At 64.8% G+C, this 21,109-nt stretch carries 23 protein-coding genes; 8 read left to right on the top strand and 15 right to left on the bottom strand.

Annotation, left to right across the window (positions count from 1 at the left end; translation table 11 throughout):
- Positions 1-47: 47 nt before the first annotated feature.
- The gene (ftsY, locus tag ACX12D_RS02165) at positions 48-1,193 is read left to right on the top strand and encodes a signal recognition particle-docking protein FtsY (protein WP_459372759.1); all 1,146 of its coding nucleotides are present in this window, start codon (positions 48-50) and stop codon (positions 1,191-1,193) included.
- Between the two features lie 89 nt (positions 1,194-1,282).
- Here ftsY and maiA read toward each other — a convergent pair whose 3' ends face one another.
- Together maiA and ACX12D_RS02155 are read right to left on the bottom strand one after the other, a co-directional pair.
- The gene (maiA, locus tag ACX12D_RS02160; RefSeq protein WP_459372757.1) at positions 1,283-1,930 is read right to left on the bottom strand and encodes a maleylacetoacetate isomerase; all 648 of its coding nucleotides are present in this window, start codon (positions 1,928-1,930) and stop codon (positions 1,283-1,285) included.
- A gap of 4 nt (positions 1,931-1,934) precedes the next feature.
- Positions 1,935-2,636: a fumarylacetoacetate hydrolase family protein gene (locus ACX12D_RS02155; RefSeq protein WP_043343393.1), complete on the bottom strand. Its 702-nt coding sequence runs from the start codon at positions 2,634-2,636 to the stop codon at positions 1,935-1,937.
- 208 nt (positions 2,637-2,844) lie between these two features.
- Here ACX12D_RS02155 and ACX12D_RS02150 point away from each other — a divergent pair, with 208 nt between their 5' ends.
- From ACX12D_RS02150 to ybiB, 5 genes are all read left to right on the top strand, one after another.
- Positions 2,845-3,498, top strand: a complete 654-nt coding sequence (locus ACX12D_RS02150; protein ID WP_459372756.1) for an ANTAR domain-containing response regulator — start codon at positions 2,845-2,847, stop codon at positions 3,496-3,498.
- Between the two features lie 360 nt (positions 3,499-3,858).
- On the top strand, positions 3,859-5,178 hold the full coding sequence (locus ACX12D_RS02145; protein ID WP_441632297.1) for a CmpA/NrtA family ABC transporter substrate-binding protein: 1,320 nt from the start codon (positions 3,859-3,861) through the stop codon (positions 5,176-5,178).
- Positions 5,179-5,263: 85 nt separating this feature from the next.
- The gene (gene ntrB, locus ACX12D_RS02140; RefSeq protein ID WP_459372755.1) at positions 5,264-6,202 is read left to right on the top strand and encodes a nitrate ABC transporter permease; all 939 of its coding nucleotides are present in this window, start codon (positions 5,264-5,266) and stop codon (positions 6,200-6,202) included.
- Positions 6,203-6,261: 59 nt separating this feature from the next.
- Complete coding sequence (locus ACX12D_RS02135) at positions 6,262-7,065, top strand: ABC transporter ATP-binding protein (RefSeq protein ID WP_459372754.1); 804 nt, start codon at positions 6,262-6,264, stop codon at positions 7,063-7,065.
- Between the two features lie 126 nt (positions 7,066-7,191).
- Positions 7,192-8,220 carry a DNA-binding protein YbiB gene (ybiB, locus tag ACX12D_RS02130; protein ID WP_459372753.1) on the top strand — a complete coding sequence of 343 codons (1,029 nt, stop codon included), beginning with the start codon at positions 7,192-7,194 and terminating at the stop codon, positions 8,218-8,220.
- A 29-nt stretch (positions 8,221-8,249) separates the two neighbouring features.
- Here ybiB and ACX12D_RS02125 read toward each other — a convergent pair whose 3' ends face one another.
- Positions 8,250-9,125 carry a pirin family protein gene (locus ACX12D_RS02125; RefSeq protein WP_459372752.1) on the bottom strand — a complete coding sequence of 292 codons (876 nt, stop codon included), beginning with the start codon at positions 9,123-9,125 and terminating at the stop codon, positions 8,250-8,252.
- Positions 9,126-9,522: 397 nt separating this feature from the next.
- Here ACX12D_RS02125 and rpoH point away from each other — a divergent pair, with 397 nt between their 5' ends.
- On the top strand, positions 9,523-10,419 hold the full coding sequence (gene rpoH / locus ACX12D_RS02120) for an RNA polymerase sigma factor RpoH (RefSeq protein WP_006159460.1): 897 nt from the start codon (positions 9,523-9,525) through the stop codon (positions 10,417-10,419).
- A gap of 90 nt (positions 10,420-10,509) precedes the next feature.
- On the opposite strand, the gene ACX12D_RS02115 is transcribed toward rpoH, so the two are convergent.
- The 5 genes from ACX12D_RS02115 to ACX12D_RS02095 form a co-directional block, all read right to left on the bottom strand.
- Positions 10,510-11,136, bottom strand: coding sequence for an SCO family protein (locus tag ACX12D_RS02115; RefSeq protein WP_459372751.1), 627 nt, complete (start codon positions 11,134-11,136; stop codon positions 10,510-10,512).
- A 148-nt stretch (positions 11,137-11,284) separates the two neighbouring features.
- Entirely contained in the window at positions 11,285-12,220 is a 936-nt protein-coding gene (locus ACX12D_RS02110; protein WP_441632284.1) for a heme o synthase, read from the bottom strand.
- Positions 12,217-13,320 carry a COX15/CtaA family protein gene (locus ACX12D_RS02105; RefSeq protein ID WP_459372750.1) on the bottom strand — a complete coding sequence of 368 codons (1,104 nt, stop codon included), beginning with the start codon at positions 13,318-13,320 and terminating at the stop codon, positions 12,217-12,219. The genes ACX12D_RS02110 and ACX12D_RS02105 overlap by 4 nt, the downstream gene beginning before the upstream one ends.
- A gap of 7 nt (positions 13,321-13,327) precedes the next feature.
- Complete coding sequence (locus ACX12D_RS02100) at positions 13,328-13,984, bottom strand: SCO family protein (protein WP_459372749.1); 657 nt, start codon at positions 13,982-13,984, stop codon at positions 13,328-13,330.
- Between the two features lie 109 nt (positions 13,985-14,093).
- Complete coding sequence (locus ACX12D_RS02095; protein ID WP_459372747.1) at positions 14,094-14,855, bottom strand: SURF1 family protein; 762 nt, start codon at positions 14,853-14,855, stop codon at positions 14,094-14,096.
- Positions 14,856-14,933: 78 nt separating this feature from the next.
- On the opposite strand from ACX12D_RS02095, the gene ACX12D_RS02090 reads away from it, so the two are divergent.
- Positions 14,934-15,143: a twin transmembrane helix small protein gene (locus ACX12D_RS02090; protein WP_459372746.1), complete on the top strand. Its 210-nt coding sequence runs from the start codon at positions 14,934-14,936 to the stop codon at positions 15,141-15,143.
- Positions 15,144-15,304: 161 nt separating this feature from the next.
- On the opposite strand, the gene ACX12D_RS02085 is transcribed toward ACX12D_RS02090, so the two are convergent.
- The 7 genes from ACX12D_RS02085 to ACX12D_RS02055 all read right to left on the bottom strand — a co-directional run bounded on the left by ACX12D_RS02085 (position 15,305) and on the right by ACX12D_RS02055 (position 20,847).
- Positions 15,305-16,165: a cytochrome c oxidase subunit 3 gene (locus ACX12D_RS02085; RefSeq protein ID WP_459372745.1), complete on the bottom strand. Its 861-nt coding sequence runs from the start codon at positions 16,163-16,165 to the stop codon at positions 15,305-15,307.
- 136 nt (positions 16,166-16,301) lie between these two features.
- Positions 16,302-16,514, bottom strand: coding sequence for a DUF2970 domain-containing protein (locus ACX12D_RS02080; protein ID WP_035861042.1), 213 nt, complete (start codon positions 16,512-16,514; stop codon positions 16,302-16,304).
- Positions 16,515-16,548: 34 nt separating this feature from the next.
- A complete protein-coding gene (locus ACX12D_RS02075; protein WP_150989703.1) occupies positions 16,549-17,163 on the bottom strand; it encodes a cytochrome c oxidase assembly protein in 615 nt (204 codons plus the stop codon).
- A gap of 17 nt (positions 17,164-17,180) precedes the next feature.
- Positions 17,181-17,312: a cytochrome oxidase small assembly protein gene (locus ACX12D_RS02070; RefSeq protein ID WP_006159470.1), complete on the bottom strand. Its 132-nt coding sequence runs from the start codon at positions 17,310-17,312 to the stop codon at positions 17,181-17,183.
- A gap of 77 nt (positions 17,313-17,389) precedes the next feature.
- Positions 17,390-18,994, bottom strand: coding sequence for a cytochrome c oxidase subunit I (ctaD, locus tag ACX12D_RS02065; protein ID WP_006159471.1), 1,605 nt, complete (start codon positions 18,992-18,994; stop codon positions 17,390-17,392).
- Positions 18,995-19,017: 23 nt separating this feature from the next.
- On the bottom strand, positions 19,018-20,280 hold the full coding sequence (gene coxB, locus ACX12D_RS02060) for a cytochrome c oxidase subunit II (RefSeq protein ID WP_459372744.1): 1,263 nt from the start codon (positions 20,278-20,280) through the stop codon (positions 19,018-19,020).
- A gap of 57 nt (positions 20,281-20,337) precedes the next feature.
- Positions 20,338-20,847 (bottom strand): DUF2244 domain-containing protein, encoded by a 510-nt coding sequence (locus ACX12D_RS02055; RefSeq protein WP_253929796.1) that lies wholly within the window; start codon positions 20,845-20,847, stop codon positions 20,338-20,340.
- Positions 20,848-21,109: the final 262 nt, after the last annotated feature.

Raw genomic sequence — 21,109 nt, 5'->3', positions numbered from 1 at the left:
CTAGAATTTTGGCGATTGATTCTACCGGGGTATTGACCCCTTTCCCAATGTTTAGTTTCTGGAAGAAGCGCAAGGCCGAACCGGCCAGTGCGCCGCCCGAGGTGCAAAGCCCGGCGCCCGCCGCCACACCGGCCGCGGCGCCCGCCAGCGCGCCAACCCCCATTCCCGCGGCCGGGCCTGCCCCGGCCGCCGTCGTTTCCGTCCGGCCAACCGCCATCCAGCCAGTCCAGAGCGTGACTCCGGCCGCTGCCGAGGAACTGGTGCTGACCCCGCCGCCGGCCGCCTCCGCCGAAGCCAAGCGCGGCTGGATGCAGCGCTTGCGCACCGGGCTGTCCAAGACCAGCCGCAATCTGGGCACGCTGTTTGTTGGCGTCAAGGTCGACGAAGACCTGTTCGAGGACCTGGAAACCGCCCTGATCATGGCCGACGCCGGCGTCGAGGCTACCGAGCACCTGCTGAGCGCGCTGCGCCGCCGCGTCAAGACCGAACGCATCGATACCGCCGAAGGCGTCAAGGCCGCGCTGCGCGAACTGCTGACCAACCTGCTGCGCCCGCTCGAGAAAACCATGTCTCTGGGCCGCGAGCAGCCGCTGGTGATGATGATCTCGGGGGTAAACGGCGCCGGCAAGACCACCAGCATCGGCAAGCTGTGCAAGCACTTCCAGAGCTATGACCAGTCCGTGCTGCTGGCCGCGGGCGACACCTTCCGCGCCGCCGCGCGCGAGCAGCTGACCATCTGGGGCGAGCGCAACAACGTCACCGTGGTATCGCAGGAGAGCGGCGACCCGGCCGCGGTAATCTTCGACGCGGTCAACGCGGCACGCGCACGCGGCATCGATATCGTGATGGCCGATACCGCGGGCCGCCTGCCCACGCAGCTGCACCTGATGGAAGAGCTGAAGAAGGTCAAGCGTGTCATCGCCAAGGCGATGCCGAACGCGCCACACGAATCGCTGCTGGTGATCGACGCCAACACCGGCCAGAACGCGCTGTCCCAGGTCAAGGCGTTCGACGACGCGCTGGGCCTGACCGGGCTGATCGTGACCAAGCTCGACGGCACCGCCAAGGGCGGCATCCTGGCCGCGATCGCGCGCCAGCGCCCGGTGCCGGTCTACTTCATCGGCGTGGGCGAGAATGTCGAAGACCTGCAGCCCTTCAACGCCGAGGAATTCGCCGACGCACTGCTCGGCTGAGCTGCCCGCCCGGCTCGCCAGTAAAAAAGCCCCGCAATCGCTTGCGGGGCTTTCTACTTTTTGCGGCCTGCCAAACCTGGCGCGGCAGCTTATTCGGCGTCCGGCTGCGCCTTGGGCTCGGCCTGCTGGAACGCGGGCAGCGCCATGCAGGAGTCAAACACCTTGGCAATGGCCGGGTAGCGGGCCACGTCGATATTGAAGCGCTGCGCGTTGAACACCTGCGGCACCAGGCAGATGTCCGCCAGCGTCGGCGTATCGCCAAAGCAGAAACGCCCTGCCTTGCCCGAGCGCACGAGGTTGGTATTGACCGACTCGAAACCCAGCTCGACCCAGTGGCGATACCACGCGTCCTTGGCCTCCTCCGCCACGCCCAGCGTGTGCTTGAGGTACTTCAGCACGCGCAGGTTATTCAGCGGATGGATCTCGCACGCGACCTCCAGCGCCAGCGCGCGGATGTAGGCGCGGTCGAGCGCGCTGCCCGGCAGCAGGGGCGGCTCGGGATGCGTCTCGTCGAGGTACTCGACCATCGCCACGGACTGGATCAATACGTGATCGTCATCCAGCAGGGTCGGCACCAGCGCGTCGGGGTTCAGCGACCGGTAGGCCGGCAGCAGTTGCTGGCCGCCGTCGCGCAACAGATGCACCGGCATGTACTCGTAAGGCAGGCCCTTCAACTGCAGGGCAATGCGTACCCGGTACGAGGCGGAGCTGCGAAAGTAGCTGTAAAGCTTGAGCATGGACTCAGACTACCTTGACGGTGAGCTCGCCCACGCCTTCGATCTTGCACAGCATGACATCGCCCTTGACCACCGGGCCCACGCCTTCGGGCGTGCCGCTGTAGATCAGGTCGCCGGGTTGCAGCTCGAACAGCTTGGAGAGATAAGACACCATCTCGGGCACCGACCAGATCAGGTCCGACAGGTCGCCGCGCTGCTTCTCCACGCCGTTGACGGACAGCGTGACCGCGCCCTTCTCCGGATGGCCGATGGCGGACACCGGCACGATCGGGCCGATCGGGGCGGACTTGTCGAAGGCCTTGCCGGTTTCCCAGGGGCGGCCGGTCTTCTTCGATTCGTTCTGCAGGTCGCGGCGCGTCATGTCGAGGCCGAGCGCGTAGCCAAACACGTGGCTCGCGGCATCCGCCTCGGCGATGTCCTTGCCGCCCTTGCCGATGGCAACGACCAGCTCCACTTCATAGTGGCAATTGCTGGTGCCCTGCGGATAGGGGAAGGCGCCTTCGGTGCCGTCGGCCACATAGCTCACGGCGTCGGCGGGCTTGCAGAAGAAGAACGGCGGTTCGCGGTCGGGGTCCGATCCCATTTCACGGGCATGGGCGGCATAGTTGCGGCCCACGCAGTAGACCCGGCGCACCGGGAACTGAGCGCTGCTGCCGCGCACGGGCACCCCATTGGGCGCCGGCGGGGCAAATACGAATTCGGTCATCCATCTCTCCAAGCATATTCTGTGTTTTAGACTGCGCGCCAGCATGCTGGCATCGCCAGTAGACGCCCTGCCGCGCAGCAGGGCAATAGCATACACCGGCGGTTCTGGCCGCGTACGCCGGCAGCCATTGAATCCGGGAAACCCCGCAATACAATGAAAAGCATCTCGGCGCGAATCTTGCATGGCAAGAGGCATTCCAAGTGACGCCATGAACAGACGCCCCCCAGCCCCCTCCACCCCGACGAGTCCCGCCAGCCCCGCGCCCGCCGCGTCGGGCTCACGCGCGCTGCGCATCTTGCTGGTGCGCGACCCGCATGACGAGGATCCGCTCAATATCGAGACGATCCGCGCCGGGCTTGTGTCTGCGGGCTTCACGGACATCGAAACGGTGGACGCCGACCTGCGGCTGCCCGACGCCATCGCCGCGCGGCAGCCTGACCTGCTCATCATCGCCTCGGAGTCGGCCGCGCGCGATACGGTCGAGCATGTGTGCGTATCGACCCAGCACGCGCCGCGCCCCATCGTGCTCTTCACGGACAACGACGACGCCCAGCGCATCAAGGCCGCGCTGTCTGCCGGCATCACTGCCTACATCGTCGATGGCCTGCGCGCCGATCGCGTCAAGACCGTGCTGGATGTGGCCTATGCGCGCTTCGAACTAGACCAGGAACTGCGCGCTGAGCTTGATGCCACGCGGCTGCAGCTGGCCGAGCGCAAGGAAGTGGAGCGTGCCAAGGGCCTGCTGATGAAGGAGCGCGGCATGACCGAGGACGAGGCCTACAAGCGGCTGCGCAGCATGGCGATGGAGCGCGGCATCAAGCTCGTCGAGGCGGCGCGGCGGGTCATCGATGTGATGAGCTAAGCGCCGAACGAACCACGATCGGGCGCCTCGATGCGCCCCGCACGCGCTTGGTGCAATGCACAAGGATGGCGCGACCGCATCACCTTTCACGCACCGGCAGCGCACGGACGCCGCCGCGGCGCGCCCGCTTCTGGCTCCTTGCCCGCCCTCGCCGGCCGTCAGCCCCCGGCAACAGCCCTCCCGCCCCTTGGCACGCGGCTTGCGTAATCGAAGCATCGGCCAACGACGGCCGATCACATACCGATGTGCGCCGCCAACGACGGCCGCGCCGCATCACGGGACAACGGCGTCCTGACCTGCCCCCCGCATTTCTGGCGAAAGCGGAGCAGTTCAGGACGCTTTTTATTTGGAGCCGTGTCAATGCCCTCTCGCCTGAAGATTGCCAAGTCGCTGCACGCAGCAGTTGCCACCGACGCCAGCACCACGGGAGCCGATGCGGTGCCCGCCAGCAACGGACGGCGCCGCGCCCTGGCTACCATCGCCGGCGCCAGCGTGATCACCCTGGTCGATCCCCTGGTACGCGCAGGTGCATGGGCAGCAGGCTCCGACGCGCCGGAAAAACCGGAGGTGCGGATCGGCTTCATCCCGCTGACGGACTGCGCCTCGGTCGTGATGGCCGGCACGCTCGGCTTCGACAAGAAATACGGCATCAAGATCACGCCCACCAAGGAAGCCTCCTGGGCCGGCGTGCGCGACAAGCTGGTCAATGGCGAACTCGATGCGGCGCATGTGCTGTACGGGCTGATCTATGGCGTGCAGCTTGGCATTGGCGGCCCCAAGAAAGACATGGCGGTGCTGATGAACCTGAACCACAACGGCCAGGCCATCACGCTGTCATCCAAGCTGGCCGAGAAAGGCGTCAAGGACGGCGCCAGCCTGAAGGCGCTGATGATGAAGGAAAAGCGCGAGTACACCTTCGCCCAGACCTTCCCCACCGGCACCCATGCCATGTGGCTGTACTACTGGCTGGCCGCCAACGGCATCAACCCGATGCAGGACGCCAAGGCCATCACCGTACCGCCGCCGCAGATGGTGGCCAACATGCGCGTGGGCAACATGGACGGCTTCTGCGTGGGCGAGCCCTGGGGCGCGCGCGCCATCGCCGACAAGATCGGCTTTACCGCGGAGACCACGCAGGCGATCTGGAAGGATCACCCGGAAAAGACCCTGGGCACCACGGCAGAGTTCGTGCAGAAGTATCCCAACACGGCACGCGCGATGGTGGCCGCCGTGCTCGATGCATCGAAGTACATCGACGCATCGGCCTCCAACCGCCGCAAGACCGCCGAGACCATTGCCGCCAAGTCCTACGTCAACACCGACATGGACATCATCCTGGACCGGATGCTGGGCCGCTATAACAACGGCCTGGGCAAGACCTGGGACGACCCGGACTCGATGAAGTTCTACCAGGACGGCGCCGCCAACTATCCCTTCCTCTCCGACGGCATGTGGTTCCTCACGCAGCAAAAGCGCTGGGGCTTGCTCAAGGATCACCCTGACTACCTGGAAGTGGCGAAGAAGGTCAACCGCATCGACATCTACAAGCAAGCCGCTGCGGCCGCGCAGGTGCCGCTGCCCAAGAGCGACTTCCGTACCGCGAAGCTGATCGACGGCGTGGTGTGGGATGCCAGCAAGGACCCCAAGGCCTACGCCGACGGTTTCAAGATCAAGGCCTGACGCGCACGCGCCCCGGCGTGATTCCGATTTTGATTGCCGCTTGAACGCCGGCGTGGCGACACGCCGGCTACCGAAGGAGCCTGACGTGAATGCACTAGCCCAGCCGGCCCCGCATGCCGCCAACCAAGCCGCCCCCGCCGATGCCGGCACCACTGCCGAGGTTGCCGTGGTTGGCGACCAGCACGCCCATGAACGCGCCGAGCGCCGCGCGCTCGCCGCGCAAGCCGAGGCCCGCCGCGCGGCGCGGCGCGACGCCATCACCGCCTTGGTGCTCAAGGTGATGCCGCCCGTCGCGGGCTTTGCGCTGTTCCTGCTGATGTGGCACGGCATCGCCACCATGATCCCCGCCATCCCCACGCCGGCCGCCACCTGGCATGCCGCCGTGCCGCTGTTCGCCGACCCGTTCTACCGCAACGGCCCCAATGACCAGGGCATCGGCTGGAACGTGCTGGCATCGCTGGCGCGCGTGGCGGCGGGCTTCGGGCTGGCCGCATTGATCGGCATCCCGGCCGGCTTCGCGCTGGGCCGCTTCGCCTTTCTCAACGCGATGATGGCGCCCATCATCAGCCTGCTGCGCCCGGTCTCGCCGCTGGCTTGGCTGCCCATTGGCCTGCTGCTGTTCAAGTCGGCAAACCCGGCGGCGATCTGGGCCATCTTCATCTGCTCGATCTGGCCGATGGTGATCAATACCGCGGTGGGCGTGACCCGCGTGCCGCAGGACTACCTGAACGTGGCGCGCGTGCTCGACCTTTCCGAATGGAAGGTGTTCACCCGCGTGCTGCTGCCCGCCGTGCTGCCGTACATGCTCACCGGCGTGCGGCTGTCCATCGGTACCGCCTGGCTGGTGATCGTGGCCGCGGAAATGCTCACTGGCGGCACCGGCATCGGCTTCTGGCTGTGGGACGAGTGGAACAACCTGAAGGTGGAACACATCGTCATCGCGATCTTCATCATCGGCATGGTCGGGCTGCTGCTCGAATACGCGCTGCTCAGCCTGGCCAAGCGCTTCAGCTACGGCAACTAGGACGCCAAGTCGCAAAGACGCAAGTCGCTACCCGCGCCCTGGCGCCCAAGGAGAAGCTCATGGAAAAGTTCGTCCGCATCGAGAATGTCGGGCAGACCTTCAAGACCAAGAAGGGGCCGTTCGTTGCCCTGCGCGATGTCAACCTGACCATCGCCAGCGGCGAGTTCATTACGCTGATCGGCCATTCGGGCTGTGGCAAGTCCACCTTGCTCAACCTGCTGGCCGGGCTGGACCGGCCCAGCGCCGGCGCGCTGATCTGCGCCGAGCGCGAGATCGCCGGCCCCGGCCCGGATCGGGCGGTGGTGTTCCAGAATCATTCGCTGCTGCCCTGGCTGACCTGTTTCGACAACGTCTACCTTGGCGTGGAGCGCGTGTTCGGCGGCAGCGAAAGCAAGGCGCAACTGAAGGCCCGCACGCACGACACGCTGGCCTTGGTTGGCCTGACGCATGCCGAAGCCAAGTATCCGCAGGAGATCTCGGGCGGCATGAAGCAGCGCGTGGGCATCGCCCGGGCGCTGGCGATGGAGCCCAAGGTGCTGCTGATGGACGAGCCCTTCGGCGCGCTGGATGCGCTCACCCGCGCGCACCTGCAGGACGAATTGATCAAGATCGTGGCGAAGACGCGCAGCACGGTGGTGATGGTGACCCACGACGTGGATGAAGCGGTGCTGCTGGCCGACCGCATCGTCATGATGACCAACGGCCCCGCGGCCACCATCGGCGAAGTGCTGAAGGTGGACCTGCCGCGGCCACGCGAGCGCATGGCGCTGGCCGAAGACAAGGATTACCACGCATGCCGCACGGCAGTACTGGACTTCCTGTACCGCAAGCAGCGCAATCCCGCCCTGAAGGAAGCCGCCTGAGCGGGAGCAATGACGGGCCTGCCGCTGCCGCGCGCGAGGCGAAGCCGAGCCGGCATCGCGGCTGTCATGGGCACGGCCGGCCCGCTCCGCTATCATGGACTGCAAACAACATCGTCCCAACCCGCCATGACCACCACGCCTACCTCCCCTGCGGCCCCCGCCGCCCCTGCCGCCCCTGCTTTCGCCGCCGCGAAGTACATCAAGGAAATCGGCCGGGGCGTCAACGGCGCCCGCGCGCTACCGCGCGAAGATGCCCAGGCGCTGTTCGATGCCATGCTGGCAGGGCGCGTGGCCGATATCGAGCTGGGCGCGGTGCTGATGGCCTATCGCATCAAGGGCGAGGCCCCGCACGAACTGGCCGGGATGCTCGATGCCGCGCACGCGCATTGCCTGCCGCTGGCCGGCCCGGCGGATCGCGTCGTGGTGTCAATCCCGAGCTATAACGGCGCGCGCAAGCAGCCTAACCTGGTGCCGCTGCTGGCGCTGCTGCTGGCGCGCGAGGGCATTCCGGTGCTGGTGCACGGCTCCCGCCAATTCAACGGGCGCGTCACCAGCATCTCGCTGTTCGAGGCGCTGGGCATCGCGCCTTGCAGCGCCGTGGCGCAGGCCGAATCCCAGCTGCGCAGCAAGGATGCCCAGCCCGGCCCGCTGGCGGTGCTGCCGATCGACGTGCTGTCGCCGGCGCTGGCCCGGATGCTGGACAGGCGCATGCAGATCGGCTTGCGCAACTCTGCGCATACGGTGGTCAAGATGTTGCAGCCCGTGGGCGCGCACGGCCCGGCCGAGGCGCTGCGGCTGTATAGCTACACCCACCCCGAGTACCGCGAAACCCTGACCGATTATTTCTCGCGCGAGCCCGCCAATGTGCTGCTGGCGCGAGGCACCGAGGGCGAGGTGGTCGCGGACGCCCGGCGCAACAGCCGCATCGACTGGCTGCATGACGGGCATCAACGCACCTTGGTCGACCCGACGTCGGGCTCCATCGTTGAAGTGCCGGAATTGCCGCCCGGCAGTGACGTGGACCAGACCGCGACCTGGATCCGCCTCGTGCTGGATGGCAAGGCGCCTGTGCCTGCCCCGATCGCCACGCAGATCGACGCCATCCGCGACTGCCTGCAGCAAGGCACGCGCGTGGCCTGGGCCAGCCCGGTCTGAGCCTGGCCCGGCAAGCCGGCGCCGCCCCTTTAGCGCTTGCGCGGTGGCAGCGGCATGCGGTCACTCTCGCCCGGCACGCGCGGGAACTGGTCATCCTCCCAGCGCTGGGAGGCGGCTTCGATTGCTTCCTTGGTGCTGGCAACGAAATTCCAGAAGATGAAGCGATGGCCGTCGGTCGGGTCGCCGCCGAGCAGCATCACGCGCGACGCCACCTGCGCCGTCAACGTCACCGGCTGGCCCGGCACCAGCACCGCCAGGTGCCGCTCGGGCAACACTTCGCCGTCCAGGGCGATGGTGCCGTCCACCGGGTAGATGCCGCGCTCGGCGTGTTCCGCCGGAATCTCCAGGCTGGCGCCCGCGTCGAGCTCAATGGCCACGTAGAGCGTGCGGCTGAACACCTTCACAGGGGCCTCGGCGCCAAACGCATCGCCCGCAATCACCGTCATGCGTACGCCAGGGCGCTCCAGCTTGGGCAGCGTCGCGGCCGGATGGTGATGAAAGGACGGCTCGACGTTCTCGTCTTCCTTGGGCAGCGCCACCCAGGTCTGGATGCCGTGCAGGCGCGGCCCGGCATCGCGGGCGGACTGGGGCGAGCGCTCCGAGTGCGCGATGCCGCTGCCAGCCGTCATCCAGTTCACGTCGCCCGGCCTGATGACCTGTTTGCTGCCCAGGCTGTCGTGGTGAAGGATCTCACCTTCGAACAGGTAGGTGACCGTGGCCAGGCCGATGTGGGGATGCGGGCGTACATCGGCGCCTTCTCCAGGCGGCATGGCCACCGGGCCCATGTGGTCGAAAAAGATGAATGGACCGACAGTCTGGGTTGCCGCGGCGGGCAGCAGACGGCTCACGGCAAAGTCGCCAAGGTCACGGGTGTGCGGCTTTAACAAGTGCTCGATAGCGGACATGGTATTCCCCGGTTTGGTCGATGCTGGCGCTCAGCACCACTGAGACAAATGAAAAGAGTGTAGCTGCTAGCGAAACACAGCATCTCAACTGGCGACAGAACCGGCTGGGGCAGTGGCCCTCTAATCATGGCCGGATCGTTCGCGCACCCGCGTGAGATAGTGGCCTCGTCACATTCCGCAAGATGTCGGATTAAAATACTATTTAGACGAACTATTCGATTACCAGGAACTATCAACCCTATTGATACTCCAACTTAGCAGTCCCCCGGCTTGAGTGCTAATATGTGTTGCAATGCAGTGCGAGACCCCCAAAAGGGCCGCACAAGCGGGCAACCCACCCGCCGGATGCGAAAGGAGCAATCGAGTGAACGCAGTCCTATCTGCTGACCAAACCCAAATGACCAACCGTCTGCCCACGGTGCCGCAGGGCGCCGGGACGTTTGCGCTGACCTTTCCCGGAACGCTGGGAAATATCGACAGCTATATCCAGGCTGTCCACCGTATTCCCCTGCTTACCCCCGAGGAAGAGCAGCGGCTCGCGCGCGAGTTGCGCGAGCATGATTCCGTCGATGCCGCGCGCCGCATGGTGCTGTCGCACCTGCGCCTGGTGGTGTCCATCGCCCGCCAGTACCTTGGCTATGGCCTGCCCCACGCAGACCTGATTCAGGAAGGCAATATCGGCCTGATGAAGGCTGTGAAGCGCTTCGACCCGGATCAGGGCGTGCGGCTGGTGTCGTATGCGATGCACTGGATCAAGGCCGAGATCCACGAATACGTGCTGAAGAACTGGCGCATGGTCAAGGTGGCTACCACCAAGGCTCAGCGCAAGTTGTTCTTCAACCTGCGCAGCCACAAGCAGGGTGCCCATACCTTCACGCCGGAACAGATCGACGCGGTTGCGCGTGAGCTGAACGTCAAGCCGGAAGAAGTGATGGAGATGGAAACCCGCCTGTCGGGCGGCGACCTGGCGCTCGAAGGGCAGATTGACGATGGCGAAGAGGACTTCGCGCCCATCGCCTACCTGGCCGACAACCACAATGAGCCCACCCGCGTGATCGAGGCCCAGCGCCACGACCGCCTGCAGGTGCAAGGCCTGGAAGAAGCGCTGTCCAAGCTCGACGACCGTAGCCGCCGCATCATCGAAGCGCGCTGGCTGCAGGTCAACGACGACGGCTCGGGCGGCTCCACGCTGCACGAACTGGCTGACGAATTCGGCGTTTCCGCCGAACGCATCCGCCAGATCGAAACCGCGGCGATGAAGAAGATGAAGGGTGCGCTGCAGGCTTTTGCCTAAGGCTTGAGCGCGCCAAAAGTAGAACAGGGCCGGTCTCGCGACCGGCCCTGTTTTATTTTGCCTGCCGGCTTTGCGCCCCGGCGGCTCGCCTCAGGACAGCAGTTGCTTGAGGTCGTGCACGATCGGCTCCGGCCCCTGGCCGTGGCGGATAAACAGGCGCAGCTTGCCGCTCGGGTCGAACACATAGCTGCCCGCCGAGTGATCCATGGTGTAGTTGTTCGGGGACGTGCCCGGCACCTTGGCGTAGAACACCTTGAAGTCCTTGGCAACCTTCTGCAGCGCGGCATCGTCGGCCGGGCGCATGCCCAGGAAGCGCGGATCGAAGGCCGGCACATACTGCGCCAGCAGCGCCTGCGTATCGCGCTCCGGATCCACCGTCACGAACAGCACCTGCACCTTGTCGGCGTCCGGCCCCAGTTGCTCCATCACCGCCTTGAGCTCGGCCATGGTGGTCGGGCACACGTCAGGGCAATGCGTATAGCCGAAGAACATCACTACCGCCTTGCCCTTGAAGTCGCCAATGGAGCGCACCTTGCCGTTGTGATCGGTGAGGACGAAGTCCTTGCCGAACTCACTGCCGCCGGTGATATCGACGTTCTTGAAGGAAGCCTTCTGCTGGCCGCATGCCGCCAGCAGCAGCGCGCACAGGGTCAGCAGGCAAAACCGGCGGAATGTCGCGAAGGTGGGGAGGAAGCCTGAAGGGAAGTGGTTTGGCATGCGAGTTCGGGTGGTGTTGGCGAGCCGGCGCCGCCCGGCAGGCGGCTGGACGCGACAAGGTCACATTAACAGATGACACGCAGTATCGCCGATCACGGCCGTCACGCGCGCCGGCCGCGACAAGATGCCGCAAGCCTGCGCGCCCCGCTCAGGCCTGCGGCAGGAACTTGAAGTAGTGATCGACCAGCAGCGCGGCGAACAGCAGCGAGAGATACAGGATCGAGAAGCGGAAGGTGCGTTGCGCCAGCGCATCCGAGTAGTTGCGATACATCTTCCACGAGTAGGCCAGGAACCCGCCCCCCAGGATCAGCGCGGCCGCCAGGTAGATATAGCCGCACATGCCGTACACAAAAGGCAGCAGCGTGGCCGCGATCATGATCAGCGTGTACAGCAGGATATGCAGCAGCGTGAAGCGCTCGCCGTGCGTCACCGGCAGCATCGGCAGGCCGGACTTGGCGTAGTCGGCGCGGCGATACAGGGCCAGGGCCCAGAAGTGCGGCGGCGTCCACGTGAAGATAATCAGCACCAGGAACCAGGCTTCCGCCGGCAGCTCGCCCGCGACCGCCGCCCAGCCCAGCGCCGGCGGCATGGCGCCGGACAGGCCGCCGATGACGATGTTCTGCGGCGTGGCCGGCTTGAGCAGGATGGTGTACACCACGGCGTAGCCAACGAAGGTGGCCACGGTCAGCCACATGGTCAGGTCGTTGGTGTAGACGTGCAGCAGCCACATCCCCGCCCCGCCCAGCACGGCGGAGAACACCAGCGTCTGGATGGTGGTGATCTCGCCGGTGGCCGACGGGCGCCACGCGGTGCGGCGCATCAGCGCGTCGACCTTCTGCTCCACCAGGCAGTTAATGGCGAAAGCGGCACCTGCCAACAGCCAGATGCCGGCGGCACCCCCGATCAGCACCGGCCACGGCACCATGCCGGGTGTGGCGAGGAACATGCCGATGATGGCGCAGAAGACGGCAAGCTGCGTCACCCGCGGCTTGGTCAGGGCGGCGTACTGGCGGACCAGGTGGCGAACCCGTCCGAAGGGATGTGTGTGGGTAGCTGTGACCACTGGGGAGTTCTTGTCTTTCATGTGGCGCGCGCGGCGGCCGGCACGTCGGTAGCGATGTCAGCGGACCGGGCCGCGAGCCCTATATTGTAGTTGAGGCGAACCAGGAGCAGCAGCAAGACCGCCGCGCCGCCGTTATGCGCCACCGCGGCGCCCAGCGGCCAGTCGAACACGATGTTCGACAGGCCAGTGGCCAGTTGCAGCGCGAGAAAGCCCAGCAACCAGCCGGCACTGCGGGCAAGGCCGCCAAGGCGGCGTGCCTGCAGCCCGAACCAGGCCAGGAAAGCCAGCACGACGAAAGCGAAGCCGCGATGCACCCAATGGATCGCCACCAGGGCTGAATGCGGGATGTAGTCGCCGTCGGCGGTCATGCCGAGCTGCCGCCACAACGTGAAGCCGTGGCGGAAGTCCATGTCCGGCACGAGCTGGCCGTTGCACAGCGGAAAGTCGGTACACGCCAGCACGGCATAGTTAGTGCTCACCCAGCCGCCCAGGAAGATCTGCAGCACCAGCAAGGCCAGCGCGATGCGCGCCGGCCAGCGCAGCCCCACCGCCTGCGGCGCCACCCGCAAGGGCGGATCGTTGCGCGAGCCCAGCCAGATCAACGCGGCCAGCAGGCTCATGGCAAGCATCAGGTGCGTGACCACAATGATCGGCTGCAGCTTGAGCGTGACCGTAAGGGCCCCGAATGCGCCCTGCACGCACACCAGCAGCAGCACCCCGGTGGCGAACCAGGGCGACTGCTTGAGTTCGCGCCGCTTGACCCAGGCCAGCACCATCAGCGTGGTGATCAGCACGCCGACCGCCAGGGCGAAGTAACGGTGGATCATCTCGATCCACGCCTTGGTGATGCTCACGGGCCCGCTGGGCAAGGCCGTCTCGGCGGCGCGGATAGGCTCCTGTGCCGCGTGCGGGTTGGAGTGGCCATAGCAACCCGGCCAGTCGGGGCAACCCAGGCCGGAGTCCGTCAGCCGCGTGAAGCTGCCGAACATGATCAGGTCCAGCGTCAGGAAGGCGGTGATCCAGACCAGCTTGCGGTACTTGTTGCGGTCCCCCTTGACCAGCACGTAGCTCAAGGGGAACAGCGCAATCAGGACGCCGATGATGGCGAGTTGGAGCAGCATGCGCGCCTCACCCGATGTGAGAGTACTTGAGCAGCTTCTTCAGGTCGGAGCTCATCTTCTTGGGGTCCGGCTCCTTGGGGAAGCGCATCATCAGGTTGCCCAGCGGATCGATCAGGAACAGGCTGTCCTCGATCCGGGCACCCGGTTCCGCCGGCAGCCATTTCTGCATGGCCTCGCGGTTGGCGCGCAGGAAGCGCACGCCGGCATAGGGCTCGTTGTAGGCGGCCGACAGGCGGGAATCGATCGGGCCTTCGTCACTGATCAGCCACACCGGCACGATGCGCTCGCGGTCCTGGCCCTGCCCCGCGCGGATCTGGCGGATGGTGAACAGTTTCCTGGCGCAGGCTTCGTCGCACGCCGCGCCATCCGTCGTCACCAGCAGCCACTTGCCCTTGAAACTATCCAACGGCACGGACTCGGCACGCTCGTTGCCGATCTGAATCGCGGGCATGGGGCGCTGCGGCTCGATCAGCGTGCCGTAGTTGGTGGAACCGCCCGCCGGCTTGAACACGTAGTACGTCAGGTAGGAAGCGATGACAGGCGAAGCGCACACCAGCAAAAGCAGCAGCATCTGGATGCGGCCGCGACGGGTGCGGGCGTCGATGCGCGAGTCTTGCGGCGCGGCGCGGGCGGCCTGGGCCGAAGCGGGATCTGGCTGTTGCATAGTGTTTCGTCTGTCTGTCGTCGGTCTGTCGTTAGGGGCGGTTGCGCTCATCTGACCGCAACGCGCCGCTGTGGTTCGTAGGTGATACGGGTGCCACCCGCGAGAATGCTCAAGCCGTCATGCGGGCAGCTCGCCGCCAGCTCAACGCCACCAGCAGCACCAGGGTCAGCGCCGCCAGCCCGAACCACTGGAAGGCATAACCATAGTGGCGATCCGCGCCGATGTCCGCTGGCGCCCAGTCGCGCGCCAGCCCGTCGCCGTTGTCGTTGCGCTGCTCCAGCACAAAGGGTTGCAGGGGCACGCCAAGCTCCGTTGCATAGGCAGCGAGATCGACATTCTGGCGGATCTTCTGGCCGGCCTCGGCATTCGCGCCACGGCCCAGGCTGAAGACCCTGGGCACGGTCGCCAGCGCGGTGCCGTCCAGCTCCACCTCGCCTTCCGGCGTCGGGAACGGCGCGATATGGGTGCGATCCTGCGCATCGCGCGGCAGCCAGCCGCGCAGCACCAGCACGGCCGGCGTGGCCGCATCGCCCCCGGCAACCCGCAGCGGCGTCAGTACCATGAATCCGGCACGGCTATCGGTGCCGTTGCTGTGGGGGCGATTGTCCAGCAAAACCGTATGCGCTGCATCGAAGCGCCCGCGCACGTGCACGCGCCGCTCCGCCATCGCGCCACTCACCAGGCTGCGCCCGATCTCCAGCGGCGGCTGGGCGGCCAGCGCCTCGAGGCGCGCGGCCCGCGCCACTTTTTCGTGGGCCCGATTCAGCTGCCAGTTGCCCAAGGCACAGGTGACTGCAATCACCACCAGCGCGGCGATGGTGGGCAGCGGGCTCAGTGCGCGCCACAGTTTCACGTGCGGCCTCCCTGGCATTTCCCGAGGGCGTTGCCACGCGCGCCGATGCGATAATGGCGCTCTATCCCTAGCAGACCCCGCGCTTGCGGGCCCTCCATGCGCATCGTCATCCTCATCGCGTTCTTCCTCATCATCGGTAGCCTGGCCTCCGCCCTGTTCTTCATGATGCGCGACCGCGGCAGGACGCCAAACATGATGCGCTCGCTGATGTTCCGGGTCGGCTTCTCGGTGGCCCTGTTCGTCTTCATCCTGTTCTCGCACTGGATGGGATGGATACAGAGCACGGGCATCCGCATGACGCCCTGAAGCCGGCGCGGCCCGGCTGCGCCAGGTTCAAACCACAAAAAACAAGCGCCGCAGGCTGGCTACTTCCCCTGCGGCGCTTGTTTTTTGTTGTTCCTCGCGAAGGAGGAGAACCTCCTGCGCGATGCCGCCGGCGTGGCCGGCGGGCACTGCAATCGGGTGTCTTACAGCCAGTACACCACGATGTAGAGGAACAGCCACACCACGTCAACGAAGTGCCAGTACCAGGCGGCGCCTTCGAATGCGAAGTGATGGTCGGGCGTCAACTGGCCCTTGAGCACGCGCACCAGCACCACCGTCAGCATGATCGCGCCAAGCGTCACGTGGAAACCGTGGAAGCCGGTCAGCAGGAAGAAGGTGGAACCGTAGATGCCCGAGGTCAGCTTGAGGTTCAGCTCCGAATACGCGTGGTGGTATTCGTACACCTGGAAGCACATGAAGATCGCGCCCAGCAGGATGGTCAGCACCAGGCCCTGGATCAGCTGGCTGCGCTTGTTGGCGAGCAGCGCATGGTGCGCCCAGGTCAGCGTCACGCCGGACATCAGCAGCAAGGCGGTGTTGATCGTGGGGATCGGCCACGGGCCCATCGTCTGGAAGCTCTCCACGACACCGGCCGGTCCGAGGTTCGGCCATACGGCGGCGAAGTCGGGCCACAGGATCTTGTTGTTCAGGTCGCCGAGCCACGGCATGGCGATGTTGCGGGCGTAGAACAGCGCGCCGAAGAACGCCGCGAAGAACATCACCTCGGAGAAGATGAACCAGCCCATCGACCAGCGGAAGGACAGGTCAATGTTCTTGCCGTACTTGCCCGTCTCGGATTCGTTGATCGCCTCGCCGAACCAGCTCTTGAGCACGAACAGGAACCACAGCAGGCCCAGGCCGCACAGGTAAGGCCCCCAGCTCTGCCCGTTTACCCAGCCAGCAGCACCCCCAGCCGTCAGCAGCAAGCCAAAGCTAGCCGTGATCGGATGGCGCGAGGGGCCCGGTACGAAGTAGTACGGAGCGTTTGCGCGGTTCGCACTCATTCTTTTTTCTCCAGCTCAGAGTCTCTGATTCAGTAATCGTTATCCGCACATCCAGCCCTGACGAGGCCGGCGGCATGCTTTTGCCCTGCTTTTTTTACTTACTCCTGCCCTGCCCCGTGCTCTGTGCTGCGTGGCCTCACCCTACCACCACACGCACAACCGTGATCAGCACCGCGATCAGGATGGCTACCCCGATCAGGCCGGCAATGATCACATGGACCGGGTTGAGCTGTGCCATGTCGCGCTCATGCTCGCTGCCCTTGCGCAGGCCGATAAACGACCAGAACACCGCGCGCAGCGTCTGCGCAAATGACAGCTTGCGCTTGACCGCGTCCTTCATCTCATCCACGGCTTTTCCCCTGCAACCTGCCTCGCCTGCAAACTCAAATGCCCTTGCCCGCGCCTGCTGGCTGCGCGTCGAGCGGACCTTGCGGCGCTTGCGCCACCGGCGTCCCGATCTCGAAGAAGGTATAGGACAGCGTAATGTTTTTCACGTCTTTCGGCAGGTCCGGATCGATCACGAACACCACCGGCATCTCGCGTGCTTCCTTCGCCTTCAGCGTCTGTTCCTTGAAGCAGAAGCACTCGATCTTCTTGAAATACTGCGTGGCCAGCTTGGGCAGGTAGCTCGGGATGGCCTGCGCCGAGATATCGCGAGCCTGGCCATTCGCCACTTCGTAGACGATGGTGGTCATCTCGCCCGGGTGCACTTCCATGCTGCTCTTGACCGGACGGAAGGCAAAGGGCCCGCGCGCGTTGGAGTCGAACTCGACCGTGATCGTGCGGGTTTTGTCCACCTGCGTGTTCTTGACCTGGCCACCGTACAGGTCCCGCGTGGTCACCACGTTCAGGCCGGTGATCTCGCAGATCTTCTTGTACAGCGGCACCAGCGCATAGCCAAACGAGAACATCAACGCCACCACCACCAACAGCCGCAGCATCATCCCGCGGTTGAACTTCTTGTCGGTGGCATTGCTTGACTGCTGGTTCGCGCTCATCTCAATACCCTGCAGCTTCAGCCAAGAAAGATCATCTTGGCGAAGAAACCCAAAAAGAAAACCATCACGATCGAGAAAAGGATCAGGCCGAGACGACGATTGGAGGCCTTGCGGTCTGCCTGCGATGGACTTTTGTTTGGATCCTGCATAACACCTTGCTTGCGTGGCACGGAAGGACGGGCCCTGCCCATCCTTCCGTGCCTATTGCGGCTTGCCTGACTGCGGCTTACTTGACTTGCGGCGGCACTTCAAAGGTGTGGAACGGGGCCGGCGACGGCACGGTCCATTCCAGGCCCTCGGCACCATCCCAAGGCTTGTCCCCGGCTGCCTTGCCGCCACGGTAGGACGGCAGCACCACGAAGAAGAAGAAATACACCTGCATCAGGCCAAAGCCCAGTGCACCGATCGATGCAATCGCGTTGAAATCCGCGAACTGGGTCGGGTAGTCGGCATAGCGACGCGGCATGCCGGCCAGACCCAGGAAGTGCATCGGGAAGAAGGTGACGTTGAAGAAAATCATCGAGCCCCAGAAGTGGATCTGGCCGCGGGTTTCGTTGTACATGAAACCGCTCCACTTCGGACCCCAGTAGTAGAAGCCCGAGAACATCGCGAACAGCGAGCCCGCCACCAGCACGTAGTGGAAGTGGGCAACGATGAAGTAGGTGTCCTGCAGCTGGATGTCGATCGGGGCCACCGCCGGCATCAGGCCGGTGAAGCCACCGATGGTGAACACGAAGATGAAGCCGATCGCGAACAGCATCGGGGTCTCGAAGGTCATCGAGCCGCGCCACATGGTAGCGATCCAGTTGAAGATCTTCACAGCCGTCGGCACCGCGATCAGCATGGTGGCGTACATGAAGAACAGCTGGCCGGTCACGGGCATGCCGGTCGTGAACATGTGGTGAGCCCACACGATGAACGACAGGATGGCGATCGAAGCGGTCGCGTAGACCATCGAGCTATAGCCGAACAGGCGCTTGCGGGCGAAGGTCGGCACGACGTGCGAGACGATCCCGAACGCCGGCAAGATCATGATGTAGACCTCGGGGTGGCCGAAGAACCAGAAAATGTGCTGGTACATCACCGGATCGCCGCCGCCGGCAGCCGAGAAGAAGCTCGTGCCGAAGTGACGGTCGGTCAGCACCATGGTGATGGCGCCAGCCAGCACCGGCATCACGGCGATCAGCAGGTAGGCGGTGATCAGCCAGGTCCAGCAGAACATCGGCATCTTCATCAGCGTCATGCCGGGTGCGCGCATATTGAGCACCGTGACGATGATGTTGATCGAGCCCATGATCGACGACGCGCCCATGATGTGCATGGCGAAAATCGCCATGTCCATGCCGGGGCCCATCTGCACCGACAGCGGCGCGTACAGGGTCCAGCCGGCGGCGGTGGCGCCACCCGGTGCGAAGAACGACAGCACCAGCAGCAGCGCTGCCGGGGGCATCAGCCAGAAGCTGAAGTTGTTCATCCGCGCGAACGCCATGTCGGATGCGCCGATCTGCAGCGGGATCATCCAGTTGGCGAAGCCGACGAAGGCCGGCATGATCGCGCCGAACACCATGATCAGGCCGTGCATGGTGGTGAACTGGTTGAACAGTTCCGGGCGGAAGAACTGCAAGCCCGGCTCGAACAGCTCGAGACGGATCAGCAGTGCCAGCGCGCCGCCAGACAGCAGCATGGTGAACGAGAACAGCAGGTACAGCGTACCGATGTCCTTGTGGTTGGTGGCAAACAGCCAACGGCGCCAGCCATGCGGTTGATCGTGGTGATCGTCATGCGCGTGGTCGTGCGGGTGGGCGAGCGCGTCCGGGGTAGCAGTACTCATCGCGAAAACTCCTGAAATCCTGTTCAACCTGCGGCGCGGTCGCCCGCGGCGCTGGCCTGCTTGGCAGCGGGCTTGTCTTCCGTCTTGGGCGCGGCGTCGCCGCTCGCGCCAGGTGCGCCGCCGCCTTCGCGGAACTTGCCGGCACGCGCATTCACGAAATCGCTCGGTTGAATCACTTCACCCGTCTTGTTACCCCAGTTGTTGCGGGTGTAGGTCATGACGGCAGCGAGCTCGGTATCGGAGAGGTGCTTCCACACCGGCATGGCACCCTTGCCTTCCAGCAGGATATGCATCTGGCCGGCATCCGGGCCGTTGACGATCTTGGAGCCGTCGAGAGCCGGGAAGGCGCCGCCGCCCTTGCCGTTAGGCTGGTGGCAGACCGCGCAGTTGGCGGTGTAGACCTTCTCGCCACGGGCCTTGAGCTCGTCCAGGGTCCAGGTCTTGTTGGGATCGTCCGCCTTGGCGGCGAGCTCCTTCTTCTTGCCGTCGACCCACTTGGCGTAGTCGGCGTCGGAGACGACGCGCACGACGATCGGCATGAAGGCGTGTTCCTTGCCGCACAGCTCGGCGCACTGGCCACGGTACACGCCAACCTTCTCGGCCTTGAACCAGGTGTCGCGCACGAAGCCGGGGATGGCATCCTGCTTGACGCCGAAGGCCGGGATCATCCAGGCATGGATGACGTCATTGGCCGTCAGCACCATGCGGACCTTCTTGTTCACGGGCACCACCATCTCGTTGTCCACCTCCATCAGGTAGGTGTTCGACTTGGGGGCCTCGTTGTTGATCTGCTCGCGCGGGGTGGTCAGGGTGGACACGAAGGAAATCCCCTCGCCGTCGCCCTTCAGGTAGTCGTAGCCCCACTTCCACTGGTAGCCAGTGGCCTTGATGGTGATGTCGGCGTTGGTGGTGTCCTTCATCGCCACGACCGTCTTGGTGGCGGGCAGGGCCATGCCGATGACGATCAGGAAGGGGATGATGGTCCAGATCACCTCGACGGTGATGCTTTCGTGGAAGGAGGCCGACTTCGCGCCCTTGGACTTGCGGTGCGTGAACACGGAGTAGAACATCACCGCGAACACGCCGATGAAGATCACGGTGCACATGATCAGCATCATCCAGTTCAGCCAGTGAATCTGCTCGGCGATCTTGGTGACCGGCTCGGTCAGATTGAGCTGTCGCACGGCGGGGCCACCTGGCATGTCTTCCACTGCCAGGGCTGCATGGCTGATGAGCAGGGACGCCCCCACCAGACACGCTGCGGATGCCTTCTTCCACATTTTCATTTGTTATCTACCCAATTTACAGATTCAAATCTGTGACTCGCCGGCCCCCGCCGCCTCTCAGAGGCAGCGCAAAGCCGATGCGAGCTCCTGCGCGAACTTTCGCCGCTTGTACGGGTCCAGAAAACACCCCACCCGCACAGCGCTCTTGCCCGAGCGCAGCAACACCAGCGCCCGTAATGATTCACCCGGTTCAACCCGCACCCAGAGCGGGTTGAATTCATGCCGTGTCAGCTGCCCTGCACTGACCGAAACCACTACCAGCCTGCCGTCGACGAGGCTGACGCGCTCGTAGTCCGACGCATGCCGCCCGTGCACCAGCAGGGCAATGCCCAGCCCCAGCAGTTCCAGCCCGGCAAAGGGAAGCACGAGCCATGACCCTCGCCACGCGAAGAACAAAGCGATGGCGAGCGAAACACTGACGATGGAGAGGTAAAACCAGCCAACCTGGCGCGGAGACAGCGAACAATTCCGCTTCATCAGCCAGTCTTTGTCCGGCGGGCCAAATCCGTCGGAACTGCCGCCGGATTTGCCTTGCGCCGTCTGGAGTGCGATACCCAAGTCTTGCATCGCCAACCTTGCATCGCCAACTACTCTGCGCTGGATGCACGCCTGGACGATTGCGCCTGGGACGCACCATTGAAGTGCGATTTCGGGCAAATTGTGCCAGGGAGACCACTGCGACAAACTGGCGCATTATAGGGCGCTTCGCCTACTCGGACAAGGCCGCTACTTGACCAAGGGGCTAGCGCGCGACAAGTTTTTGTGCATCAGTACGGTGCTCGCCATCGGCAGCTTGACTGCGCCGCCGATGCGTGCAGCAGCGCCGCGG

This window comes from Cupriavidus sp. PET2-C1 (genome assembly GCF_054515855.1).
This window is presented reverse-complemented; position numbering and strand designations above follow the sequence as displayed.